The organism is Brevundimonas sp. ABV4_179 (genome assembly GCF_056311945.1).
This window is the reverse complement of the sequence record NZ_CM149976.1, coordinates 765,472-777,677: the sequence shown is the minus strand read 5'-3', so window position 1 is coordinate 777,677 and position 12,206 is coordinate 765,472. Positions and strand designations below refer to the sequence as shown.

General features: G+C 62.4%; 12 protein-coding genes. 8 read left to right on the top strand and 4 right to left on the bottom strand.

What is annotated here, in order from left to right:
- Positions 1-20: 20 nt before the first annotated feature.
- Together ACYX4P_RS03715 and ACYX4P_RS03710 are read left to right on the top strand one after the other, a co-directional pair.
- Positions 21-521 (top strand): YciE/YciF ferroxidase family protein, encoded by a 501-nt coding sequence (locus tag ACYX4P_RS03715; protein WP_312572074.1) that lies wholly within the window; start codon positions 21-23, stop codon positions 519-521.
- Between the two features lie 184 nt (positions 522-705).
- Entirely contained in the window at positions 706-2,010 is a 1,305-nt protein-coding gene (locus tag ACYX4P_RS03710) for a sensor histidine kinase (protein ID WP_312572075.1), read from the top strand.
- Here ACYX4P_RS03710 and dapD read toward each other — a convergent pair whose 3' ends face one another.
- The 3 genes from dapD to argB are packed head-to-tail and all read right to left on the bottom strand — an operon-like array spanning position 2,011 to position 4,477.
- Positions 2,011-2,880 (bottom strand): 2,3,4,5-tetrahydropyridine-2,6-dicarboxylate N-succinyltransferase, encoded by an 870-nt coding sequence (gene dapD, locus ACYX4P_RS03705; protein WP_312572077.1) that lies wholly within the window; start codon positions 2,878-2,880, stop codon positions 2,011-2,013.
- Positions 2,877-3,551, bottom strand: a complete 675-nt coding sequence (locus ACYX4P_RS03700) for a pyrimidine 5'-nucleotidase (RefSeq protein WP_312572078.1) — start codon at positions 3,549-3,551, stop codon at positions 2,877-2,879. The genes dapD and ACYX4P_RS03700 overlap by 4 nt, the downstream gene beginning before the upstream one ends.
- The gene (gene argB / locus ACYX4P_RS03695; protein ID WP_184279878.1) at positions 3,548-4,477 is read right to left on the bottom strand and encodes an acetylglutamate kinase; all 930 of its coding nucleotides are present in this window, start codon (positions 4,475-4,477) and stop codon (positions 3,548-3,550) included. The genes ACYX4P_RS03700 and argB overlap by 4 nt, the downstream gene beginning before the upstream one ends.
- Positions 4,478-4,610: 133 nt before the next feature.
- On the opposite strand from argB, the gene ACYX4P_RS03690 reads away from it, so the two are divergent.
- The 5 genes from ACYX4P_RS03690 (at position 4,611) to ACYX4P_RS03670 (ending at position 8,901) form a co-directional block, all read left to right on the top strand.
- Positions 4,611-5,375: a class I SAM-dependent methyltransferase gene (locus tag ACYX4P_RS03690; protein ID WP_293828605.1), complete on the top strand. Its 765-nt coding sequence runs from the start codon at positions 4,611-4,613 to the stop codon at positions 5,373-5,375.
- Between the two features lie 58 nt (positions 5,376-5,433).
- Positions 5,434-5,844, top strand: coding sequence for a hypothetical protein (locus ACYX4P_RS03685; protein WP_312572090.1), 411 nt, complete (start codon positions 5,434-5,436; stop codon positions 5,842-5,844).
- A 1,083-nt stretch (positions 5,845-6,927) separates the two neighbouring features.
- Positions 6,928-8,142, top strand: coding sequence for a hypothetical protein (locus ACYX4P_RS03680; RefSeq protein ID WP_476070198.1), 1,215 nt, complete (start codon positions 6,928-6,930; stop codon positions 8,140-8,142).
- Positions 8,143-8,265: 123 nt separating this feature from the next.
- The gene (locus ACYX4P_RS03675; RefSeq protein ID WP_312572093.1) at positions 8,266-8,550 is read left to right on the top strand and encodes a hypothetical protein; all 285 of its coding nucleotides are present in this window, start codon (positions 8,266-8,268) and stop codon (positions 8,548-8,550) included.
- Positions 8,551-8,565: 15 nt separating this feature from the next.
- Positions 8,566-8,901: a hypothetical protein gene (locus tag ACYX4P_RS03670; protein WP_293827089.1), complete on the top strand. Its 336-nt coding sequence runs from the start codon at positions 8,566-8,568 to the stop codon at positions 8,899-8,901.
- Positions 8,902-9,299: 398 nt separating this feature from the next.
- On the opposite strand, the gene ACYX4P_RS03665 is transcribed toward ACYX4P_RS03670, so the two are convergent.
- Positions 9,300-10,489 (bottom strand): IS3 family transposase gene (locus tag ACYX4P_RS03665; protein ID WP_248118088.1). Its coding sequence is split into 2 segments (ribosomal slippage): positions 9,300-10,231 and positions 10,231-10,489, totalling 1,191 coding nucleotides; the frame shifts between segments, so codons are not numbered across the junction.
- An 831-nt stretch (positions 10,490-11,320) separates the two neighbouring features.
- Here ACYX4P_RS03665 and ACYX4P_RS03660 point away from each other — a divergent pair.
- Entirely contained in the window at positions 11,321-11,950 is a 630-nt protein-coding gene (locus ACYX4P_RS03660; RefSeq protein WP_312572654.1) for a calcium-binding protein, read from the top strand.
- The last annotated feature ends 256 nt before the right edge of the window (positions 11,951-12,206 follow it).

The window sequence follows — 12,206 nt, the reverse complement described above, 5'->3', positions numbered from 1 at the left end:
CACAGATGCGAGACCTCACCATGGCCGACAAGACCCTGGACACCCTGTTCCACGACACGCTCAAAGACATCTATTACGCTGAGCGCAAAATCCTGAAATCCCTGCCCAAGATGGCCCGAGCGGCTCAGTCGCCAGAGCTGAAAGCCGCCTTCGAAAAGCATAAAAGTCAGACCGAAAACCAGATTGAACGCCTGCAACAGGTCTTTGAGCTGATCGGCAAGCCCGCGCGTGGCAAGACCTGCGACGCCATTGAGGGCATCTTGGCCGAAGGCGACGAGATCATGGAAGAATACAAGGACACACCGGCCCTGGATGCCGGCCTGCTGGCCGCCGCCCAGGCGGTCGAACACTATGAGATCACCCGCTACGGCACGCTGAAACGCTGGGCGCTGGTGCTGGGCATGAAGGACGCCGCCGCCCTTCTGGACGAGACGCTCCAGGAGGAATCCCAAACTGACGAAGATCTGACCGGCATCGCCGACGCGGCTGTCAACGCGGACGCCATGAAGTCGGCCGCCTGATACAGAGACGGAAGCGGCTGACGACCGCTTCCTGCCTCCCCGCGCATTCCGCGCTATGTCCGACGCCGGACACTTCACGCATAAAGCTTAGCGTTCATAGTCTCTTAGTCGGATTTGGCGACGATGCGTCATCGAACCCCGAGATCCGACGATGACGAACCACACGCCAGGCCAAGAACGCTCAGTGCTGCAGCATCTGATCGCCAACGGTCATATGCGGTATCTGATCATCGCCAGTTGGGCGGTCGCTTTGTTTACCGTCACCGATTGGGCGACCGCAGTGTTGTGGTTTGCAGCCGCGACTGCGTCAGGTCTGCTTCGGACGTTCGCCGAACGTGTGCTGGTATTGCGGGATCAGGGGCTTCACAGCCGGATCAAGCTGATGGCCGCCACCATTTCCTGCATCGCCTGGTCAGCAGCGCCGCTGCTCGCCTTCCTCTACGGCGGCGCCTATGGCGTGCCGCTGGGCGTCGCCCTTCTCATGGCCGGCTATGTGCTGGTCTTCACCCAGATGCGCGCCGCGCCCCGTGAGGCCCTGATCGTGTCGGCGCCCTATTCGGTGGTCGTGGTGCTGCTGTTCGCGAAACTGTGGGGCACGCCGGGCTTTTGGGTGGTCGTCAGCATGATCCCGGTTCTGGCGCTGGCCTTGTTGATCAAGGTGGCCATCACCCAGATGAAGGACAGCGATCTGGAAGCCGTCAACCGCCGCCAGGCCGAACTGATCGCCGAGTTGGAAGCCGCCCGTGACACGGCCAACGCCGCCAGCGCCGCCAAATCCAACTTCCTGGGCGTCATCTCTCATGAACTCCGCACCCCAATGAACGGCGTCCTGGGAGCCGCGCAACTGCTGCAGATGTCCGAGCTCAGCGACCGCCAGAAAGAATTCGTCGGGGTCATCCGCGACTCCGGTGAAGGGCTTATGGTGCTGCTGAACGACATCCTCGACATCACCAAGATCGAGTCCGGCAAGATGGAACTGGATTTCGTCGATGTCGAAGCCGAGACCCTCGCCGCCCGCCTGACGGGCCCGTTTAAGGCCCAGGCCGAAGCGCGCGGCCTGACCTTTACGACCGACATCCGCGGGCCGCTGCCGCCGCTTCTCAGAATGGACCCGCTGCGCCTGGCCCAGGTGACACATAACCTGCTGGCCAACGCCATCAAGTTCACCCCCCAAGGCGAGGTTCGCCTGATTATCGAAAGCGAGCCGGCAGGCGAGGGGCGCACGACCTTACGACTTGGTGTAGTCGATTCCGGCATTGGTATCGCCGCCGACGATCTGACGCGACTGTTCCAGCCCTTCTCTCAGGTGGACGGGTCGTCCACCCGCAAGTTCGGCGGCACCGGTCTGGGCCTCAGCATTTGTCAGCGCCTGGCCGCCCTGATGGACGGCGAGATCACGGTGACGTCCACCCCCGGCAAAGGATCAACCTTCACCCTTCACGCGACGTTCGACACGCCTGCGACGCAGCCTGTCCGCGCCGCCGCCTGATTAGTCGCGCAGCAGTTCGTTCACACCGGTCTTGGCCCGCGTCTGCGCGTCCACACGCTTGACGATGACGGCGCAATACAGCGACGGCCCGCCGTTGGGATCCGGCAGCGAACCCGGCACGACCACCGAATAGGCCGGCACCTCGCCCCGGAACACTTCGCCGGTCGCGCGGTCAACGATCTTGGTCGAGCCCGACAGATAGACGCCCATGGCCAGGACCGCGCCCTCGCGCACGATCACGCCCTCGGCGACCTCGGCGCGGGCGCCGATGAAGCAGCCATCTTCGATGATGGTCGGATTGGCCTGCAACGGCTCCAGCACGCCGCCGATGCCCGCGCCGCCCGACAAGTGCACATTCTTGCCGATCTGCGCGCAGGAGCCGACCGTGGCCCAGGCGTCCACCATCGAGCCCTCATCGACGAAGGCGCCGATGTTAACGAACGACGGCATCAGCACCACGTTCTTGGCAATATGCGCGCCGTGACGGACGATGGCGCCGGGCACCGAACGGAAGCCGGCCGACTGATAATCCGACGCGGTCCAGTCGCCGAACTTGTTAGGCACCTTATCCCAGAAGGGACCGACGGCGACGGGATGATCCACCGACAGCGGCATGACGGATGGCGCGCCCGCCCGCATGATCTGGTTGTCGTTCAGACGGAAGGACAGCAGCACCGCCTTCTTCATCCACTGATGCGTGGTCCAGACGCCATCCGCGCCGCGCGAGGCGACGCGCGCCTGCCCGGAATCCAGCAGGGCGAGGGCGGTTTCAACGGCGTCGCGCACCTCGCCATGCGTGGCGGCGGACACCTCGGCGCGCTGTTCCCAGACGGCCTCGACGACGGATTCGAGATGCGACAGATCGGTCATGCGGCGTCCTTGAGGCTCAGATCGGAAAGGAAGTCGAAAAGGTCCGGGGCCACATGGTCGATATGCGGCCCGATCGGCTTGCCATGGCCGTCGCCGATCAGGACCGTGGCCATGCCCAGCGCCTTGGCCGGCTCCAAATTCTTGGGCGTGTCCTCGAAGAAGGCGGATCGGTGCGGATCGATGCCGAACTGCTCCAGCATCCGGCGGAAGGTCGCGGGATTGGGCTTGGGCGTCAGATCCCCATCCTCGATGGCGAAGACGCCTTCGAAACAGTCGGCGACGCCGATCCGCTCCAGCACACGGTGGGCGTATTCACGCGCGCCGTTGGTGAAGACATAGCAACGACCAGGCAGAGCCTTCAGCCGCTCGGCCAGACGCGGATTGGGCTCGACCCCGTCCAGCGGCACGTCGTGCACCTCGCGCAGGAACCGTTCGGTATCGACCGCATAGTTGGCCATCAGCCCGGCCAGGGTCGTGCCGTGCTCGTCCAGAAACTGGCGCTGCATCGCGGCCGCAGCCTCGGGCTCCAGTCCGACGGCTTCGACCACGAAGGCGTTGATGCGCGCCTGGACCAGCCGCATCAGACCCTGCTCGCGCGGATACAGGGTGTCGTCCATGTCGAACACCCAGGCGCGCACATGCCCGAGGGATGTGGAATGGGGGTCGATCAAGACGCCTTCACCAGCGTGCCGGCGCCAAACTCTGTGAACAGCTCGACCAGCATGGCGTGCGGCCGACGCCCGTCCAGAATGACTACGGCTTCGACGCCCGCACGCACGGCGGCCATGGCGGTCTCCAGCTTGGGGATCATGCCGCCGGTGGCGACGCCCGTGTCGATCAGGTTTTGCGCCTCGCCCAGCGTCATCTGACGGATGATGTCGCCGTCCGCGCCCTTCACCCCCGGCACGTCCGTCAGTAGCAGCATCCGCTTGGCGTTCAGTGAACCCGCGACCGCGCCGGCCACCGTGTCGGCGTTGACGTTGTAGGTCTGACCATCCTCGGCCACGCCGATCGGGGCGATGACCGGGACCCAGTCTTCGGTCTCGGACGCGATCAGGCCGGCGATAAGTTTGGGATCCACCTTGGTCGGCTCGCCGACATAGCCCAAGTCGACCTCGTGCTCGATCATGCTGTCGGGATCGCGCTTGGTCCGGCGCGTCTTCTCGACGGTCAGCAAACCGGCGTCCTTGCCCGACAGGCCGACGCCGCGCACGTCCGCCTCCTTGCCGGCCATGGTGATCCAGTGGGCGATCTCCTTGTTCACCGCGCCTGACAGCACCATCTCGGCGACCTCCATCGTCGCCGGATCGGTGACCCGCAGCCCATCGACGAAGCTGGACTTCACCCCCGCCTTGTCCAGCATGGCGCTGATCTGCGGCCCGCCGCCATGCACCACCACCGGGTTCACGCCCATCAGCTTCAGCAGCACCACATCGGCCGCAAACTGCCGCGCCACAGCGCTCTCGCCCATGGCGTGGCCGCCGTATTTGATGACCACGGTCTCGCGGTCATACACCTGAATATACGGCAAGGCCTCGGCGAGCGTCTTCGCCGTCTCCCAGCTGCGTTCCTCGGACTGGCGTTCTGTTTCGTTCATCACGCGCGCGAGATAGCGGGGGACGGCGGCGGTGTCACGCGGGAAGGGTCCCCGCCAAGAAAAGCACGACCGGCATTGACGCGGAGAAACACCCCATCATCATGACGGCCGTTTTCACCCGGCAGGGATTTTCATGAGCAACGACCGCATCGCGATGCTAGAGCGCTACATCGTCGCCAGCAAGCATGCCGCACTGGACCTCTATTATCGCAGCCTTGGAAACAGGGCGGTTCGCTGCATAGTATGCGACTCGTCAGACCACACAGACGCCATGCGCGCTTCTCGCACACACTGCCGGTTCGGCGGCGGCGAGCTTGTCCGGCATCACTGCCGGTCGTGCGGCGCCCTGTTCGGGCCGGAGAAGATGCTGGTCATGAGCGAGGCCGAGCTGTCGTCGGAATATGAAATTCTCTATGCCTCATATCAGGAAGGCGACACGGTCGAGGATACGGCCCGAACCTTCCATGCCCTCGATCCCATTCCCGGCCGCGTCTATCTGGACTGGGGCTGCGGCTGGTGGTCGTCATCCTTGGCGCAGTTGCGCTCAGAGGGCTGGAACGTCTGGGGGTACGAGCCGACGCCGGGTGGATCCTCCGACTTCATCCTTAGCGATCTCGGCCAGGTGGCGCCGGGGCTTGCAGGCATCTACTCGAACAACACAATCGAACATTTCACCCATCCCGTGGAAGAGTTCAGCAAGATGAGAGCCCTGCTTCAGCCTGGGTCACGAATGTCGCATTCATCGCCTTGTTATGAGGAGCGCTATCTGGATACGCGTTTCCACACCGTGTTCTATCTGGAGAACAGCATCGAGGTCGTGGCGGAGAAGGCCGGGTTTCGCACGATCGTGAAAGAAAGAGACGGGGAATACATCAATACGGTGTTCGAAGCGGTGTGATCTGACAACCCTCAAATTCGGCTGCGCCTACCCCAGAAATTCCGTGCCCCGGGGTGGCATGACGAAGGCACAAGGGATACTGGACGATACCTGTCTTGCTGAACAGCCGGACCTTCAGCTTGGCGTCAGACGCCTATCACTCCGGGCCACTATCCGGATGGAGCGTTGCATCCGCCGCCAGCGCATCGGTTTCGAACTTCGCCATATGCGGTTGTTACGGCCAACCGATGTCGGACATCAGGGATTCATCGTCAAAATTGACAATCGCGGCGGATTCAACCCCACGGCAAGCCCTTTCTCTCCAGCAGGGATGCAGGCGTTCAGGTTACGCGAAGAAACCAGTCTTGGGATCAGAGCTGGTCAACCGCTTGGCACGGCTGCGACGGTGACGTTGGCCTTCCGGACGAGCGCCGCCACCATGACAACGGTGGGCTATTCCGATAACGCTTCGATCCTGTTCGGCAATTAATCCAGCGGCAAAAGCGAGGCGGCGGCCTTGGCCTATGGTCTAGGCGCGCCGGCAACGGACCGTGTCTCTGGCGACGTTTGGGTCAACTCCGCCCTAAGTAAAAATGCCACCCCCACGATACTGGTGCACGGTCAACAGGTTCTGACCCACGAGACCGGGCATGCCTTAGGCATTCGCTACCCGGCTGACTACAACGCCAGTGAAGGCGCCTCAATCACCTATCGGAACAATTCGACTAGAAACGAGTCGATCTATTTCGAGAGTTCTCATCAGTACGCTCTGATGAGTTTTTTCGAGAACAATAGGGGCGGCACCTTGCTTGGCAGTTGAAACTGCCTCTGGTCCTTGCCGCCTTGATCAACTGAGGCGCGCCTCGACGGTGCCGAGGGCCAGGCGGACCAAGTTGAGGGCAACGCCACCGCGCGTAGCATAGAGGCCCGAAGCACCGCCATCCAGGTCGCCAGAACCGAAGCCTATGGCGACATCAATATCCGGGTCGAGGGGGGGGGGCACCGCCTCGGCCGCAACCGAAGACAGGAGCGCACCCGATGCGGCAGAACCTCTTTCGGGTGAGCGTGCTGCTCGCCTTCGCGATCATGACCACCAGCTGTGTGTCGCCCCCACTTCCTGTCCGACCGCACGCCTGACGCTCCGATACGGTGACCGGGCCTTGGCTGTTCTGCTGCCAAATCCTACCAAAGCCGACCTCGACGTCGCCTACGCCACGCGCACACCCAGACTGTCACTGCGACGGTGCACGGAAACTGGCCGTCGAGACGCAGCGTGCCAAGCATCGGCTTAACAATGAGCGGGTAAGGCCGGAGGAGAAGCAAAAAACCGATTCATGGTTCATAAAGAGCCGCCATAGGCTTCAAATGGACGAGTAGACGAGGACTGGCGGAAATGATGATCAGAGTTCTGGCGCTTGTTGCAGCATACCTCACGGCAAGCTGCGGGCCTGGACGCGCCGGCCCGCCGTTCCCGACCTACGCTTCCGACTATCTGACGCAGATGGTGTGCGTTGATCGGCACAACCTTCCATTGCCGACGGATCCTGTGACATGCCCTGGATCACGCCGGAAGTTGAAGATCGGCGAGCCTCTACCCTATCATAAGGTCGACTTCACCAGAGGGCAGATCAGCGATTCCTACCCCATCGCCGACGTCAACGGCATCTCGCGGGGAATCCAGACCTATTTCTATGTGTCTGACCTTGCGACCAACCCCCTGTTCCCCAACATGGTGCACTTCAACCCGGAGAACGGCGGATACAATATCCTCGGGGCTGATCGAGAGAACGCTTATTTCCGCGGCACCTTCGACCAGGGCGGCGGCTGGCAACCATGGTGGACCGGCGACTGCCGTGCGGCAGGCTGGCTCCTTTTTCCCTCGGGTAATGCGGCGTTTACACCCGGCGCGAAGGCGTCACCGACGCAGAACGCCGCCACGTGCCAAGAACGTATCAACGCAGTCGCCTCGACGGTCGAGTGGTCGCACGCTCCGCAACAACGCTATGAGAGCGACAAGGTGCTGGACACGCTCAAGGTGGTGCATTTCGCGCCTGGCTATGCATCCGCCGAATTCAACTATTTCACGCGCGAATACGGCGTCACGCGATGGGAAGCCTGGCGGCAAGGCACCGGCAAGACATCCGAGGTCGTTCGGCTGCAATGCCCAACAGGACCGCACGATCTCATTCTGCACGGCAAGGCCTTCTACATGGCCGATTGTCACGACTGGTCGGTGATAATGCCTCGGGCGACGCCGTGGGATCCTGATGGTCGATCGCCTATCGATCCTCGCGCACCGACGTGGCCCGTCGATCCCCTCTACACAGGGTCCAACCGGCTTCAGCATGGCTACCTGCCGTCGCATCCAGATGTCGAGTGCACCGCCTCGCCGTGGACCTTGTCGCGGAACCTGCGGCTGAGTTGGCTGGACGCCGCCCCATGGTCGGGCAACGGCAACTGCACGGCCGTGATCACAGCAACCTCCCACTCAGGATACGGATCGCTCAGCCAGACAATCTTGCCGCGCTTAGGTGACACCAAGCTGTCATTTGGCTCTCTTATCTGGACGCCGGGCGCGACCGGTCGTGCCGCGATCGAACTGGTAGAGCTGGACAGGGAGGGGCGTGAGTTTGCTTCCTCGGTGATCCGGGTCGATCTTACACGGCGTCCGCAGATGTTCACCGGGCAACTCCAGCTGTCGGGTAAGGCGACTTCCCTACGCTATCAGATCGTACCTCTGACGCCGGGAGTCGGCGTGGCTGTCACAGGGTCATTTGTCACCGACTAAACCGTCTGATCCATCCATCTCGACCGTCTCACTCATGGCGCTGCATTTGAAGCACCCTCGTTATGTTGTTGCGATTGGAGTTGAAGTAGCAGAATTTGTTACCTCTACTTGATGCTGGAGGGCATGATACGCGTCAACAACGCGACAGTAGGAGACGAAGGTTCGGTCGATGTTGCGGCCGGGACGTGGGGCTGCGTCGTCTATGGCCCCTACGCGGAGCTGACCACCGGCCGCCTCAGGGGCGCCTTCGACATTACCGCCGATGTCGCCAAGGACCTTGCCCTCATCGATGTGGTGACCAACAGCGGCTCGACCGTTTTGGTTGAGCGTAAGGTGACTGCCGGCTTGACGGAGCTGGCTTTCGAACTTGTCGTCGAGTTCTGCGTCCATGCCTTGAGCAAGATATAGGCATGAACGTGGAGCATGACCTCTCTACTACCGGCCAACAATCTGTTGGTCACTGCCGTTCATGCGTTCGAGCCGTTCGCCACGCCCTACTCCCGCGCGGCTGCGAACATCGCCATGAAGCCGATGCTGGAGTCGAAAATCACAGCCTATCCGTTTGGGCTCGCGGATCGGAAGGATGCCCTACAGGTCAAGGTAAATGTCCAGGACACGAATACGGTCGGCGTCAGCATCGCAGGCACAACCGTGGACACCGAAGAAACCCTTCACATCGCATCGGCGGCTGAACATCCTCGCCACTGCCAAGGCGGCCCAGCAGCGCCTCGTCGTGAAGGTAGATTGCGAGGGGTCTGAACCATTTTCGCAGACCTAGGGCGCGCGGTCCTGTTAAAGTCGATCGATGTTATGATGATCGAGCGGCAAAAATGGTGGGATCCAGCGAAAACCCAGTCGGCCTTTATGCGGCCGATGGTTGATAGTGGGCTGTTCGTGTTCGACCGGACAAACCCCGATAACCCGATGGTGGGCAGCCTCTACGCCGTCAGGATTTTATGGCGCAGCACGAGGCGGTAAGCCCTCGTTCGTATGCCCGCCCCCCCGCGAGTGGGCGGACCTTGGATCACCGGTTCTTTGGGAAGGGTCGGGCCGTTGCCGCCGCACACGTTGATCGGCGTGGCGTCATGATAGGGCGAAGGTACCTTGGCTCTCAAGGACTAGTTGTAGGTGCCCGAACGTGACGTGACCCCCGTTTCTCATCCAGCCATAACGAGAGTCCTTTGGTGATCTGAGCTGGGGTTGTCGGGGTTGGCAAGAGGCCGGTCAGCGCAGCCCCCAACCAGCGCAGCGGACCGGCCGATCTGTCCGGTGAGCGCTTCTGCATAGGCCTGCGGCGTCAGCCACCCGAGCTTCGAGTGCGGACGCCGTTCGTTGTAATCGCGCCGCCAAGCTTCGAGCACTGCGCGGGCGTGCGGCAGGGATCGGAACAGCGTCTCGTTCAGCAGCTCGTCGCGCAGGCGTCCGTTGAAGCTCTCGTTGAAGCCGTTCTGCTGGGGCTTGCCGGGCGCGATGTAATGCCAGCCGACGCCGGTGCTGTCGGCCCAGGCCAGGACCGCGTTCGAGGTGTATTCCGTCCCGTTGTCGCTGACGATGGTGTCGGGCCGGCCCCGCTGCCGGATGACGGCGTCCAACTCCCGCACGACCCGCGCGCCCGACAGCGAGGTGTCGGCCACCAGCGCCAGGCATTCACGCGTGCAGTTGTCGATCACCGTCAGGATGCGGAAGCGCCGCCCGTCAGTCATCTGGTCGGCCACGAAGTCCAGCGACCAGCGCTGGTTCGCCACCAGTGGCAGCTCCAGCGGTCTTCGGGTGCCGATGGCGCGCTTCCGACCGCCGCGTCGACGGACCGTCAGTCGCTCCTCGCGATAGATCCGCTGGATCCGCTTCCTGTTGACCGCATGGCCTTCGCGCCGCAGCAGCACGTGCAGGCGGCGATAGCCGAACCGGCGACGCTCCTGGGCCAGAGCCTTCAGCCGGTCGCGCAGCGCGCCGTCGTCCGGGCGCGTCGCCTGATAGCGCACGCTCGTCCGATCGACGCCCAGCACACGGCACGCCCGCCGTTCGCTCATCTCGTAGGCGGCCTGCAGATGGCTAGCCGCCTCGCGATAGCCGGCGGGCGTCACCACTTTTTTCCCAGCAGATCCTTCAGCGCGACGTTGTCCAGCATCGCGTCCGCCAGCATCCGCTTCAGCTTGGTGTTCTCGTCCTCCAGCGCCTTCAGCCGCCGGGCCTCCGACACGTCCATGCCTCCGAACTTGGCCTTCCACTTGTAGAAGGTCGCCGAGCTGACACCGTGTCGCCGGCACACCTCTGCCGTCGCCACACCGGCCTCCTGCTCCCGCAAGATCCCGATGATTTGCTCTTCCGTGAACCTTGATCGCTTCATTCTGTCCGTCCTTCGTTGGGCGGACTCTAGCTATTCCTGGAGGAGTTTCAGGGGGTCACGTCAAACGGCCTCAGCCCTATCAGAAATCTCACCGAGATATTCGATCTTCGCCCCATCTGCATATTGCACGTATTGGTAGGCGATCAGGCCAGTTTAGGCGACGCCTGAAGGAACGTCGGCGGTTGCGACAAAGGGGGCACCAACAAGCATGGCTTAAACGCGGATTTTCATCGGATTTTCTCCATATGCACGCCCATCGCGTGCATGGGCAGAGCACACTCACGGCGCGCCAGAAGCACTCGACGGCTATTCACACACATGTTTGAGTTGTTGATTTCAAGGGAACTAAAGTAAGCGCGCGGCCCGTCAGCAGAGGAGGCTGTCAGCGCCGTTCAGGATGGTGGCCAACAGATTCATTCAAAGAGCATGCCGCCACTAGTCCGACTCGGCCAACATAACGATTGGTAATCCGCCAGCCTCAGCTATTGAAGCTGCCATCCGTTGAGTTGGCGGCCTTTCGACATTGGCGACGCTTCGGGGTTACGCGATGCACGCTGACATATGCAATCCTTCCGGGAGGCCGGCTTCCCGGGGAGTTGAATGCGATCAAGAAGCTAATGACCGCCACTAGCTCACTCACCTCAGCCAGAGCATGGACGTGGCGATGTGGACAAAGGTGAGGTAGCGACGGTCCAGCCTTTCGAATCGGGTTGGCGACTGGATCGATGGCGGCGTAGGGATCGACACCATTTAGTGCCATGGCCGGTCCGGCTGGCCTGACCAGAACGGCGCTCGACCACTCGAGACCGCTATGTCTCCATCGAACGGGTCGTGGGATCCAATGATGCGGAGATCATTCGCGGCGCGGACAATGCCGACTACATGCTGGGCCGGCGAGGTGACGATATCTTCCTCGGTCGCGGCGGGGCCGACACCTTCGGAGGCGGAGATGGCGTAGACGCCGTCTGGTACGATCAGGGCGTCACCGGAGGGACGCTGCTGATCGAACTGAATAGTTCGAGCCGTGGTAAGGGTGAGGCCGCAGGTGACACCTATGTCTCCATCGAACGCTTGGTCCCACCCAACGGTGTCGGCTATGTGCTGGGCACCCCGGGCCGCGACTTCATCCTGGCGCGCAACAGTGATGACTTGGTCGACGGACGCGTAGGAGACGACTTGATCGACGCCGGAGCGGGGGCCGACCGGATCGCCGGCGGCCGGGGCTCCAACTTCCTGACCGACAGCGCCGGCGGCGACGCCTTCGTCGATTTCGCCGCTGCGAAAGATGGCGACTCGATCGCCGACTTCCAGTCCGGCGAGGACGCGCTCGAATTGCTAGGCTTCGGACTGACCGAGAACGACTGGTTCGTGAACAGCGTGGTGGCGAACGGCCGGGGTCCACAAATCGTGCGGGACGCGTCGACTTGCGTGGGTGCTCTGAGATCCGGACGGCGCGGCTGAGAACGGTCCCGCCCTAATCGCGACACCGCCGCCTGGAGTAGCATTAGAAGCGACCAACATCGTTCGCATCGATGCTTCGGATTTGGCCGAGGTGGATGGAGACGCACAGATGTTGCCTGGATGGACGGAACTCGACGACGGCAAGGGACGTGACATTTTCATTCTGACAGACGTCTGGGCGATGTCTAAGCTTGAGACCGACCTTTCGCCGGTGTTCAGGAATGCGTATGGACGTCTGTCGCTGTTCGCGACTGGA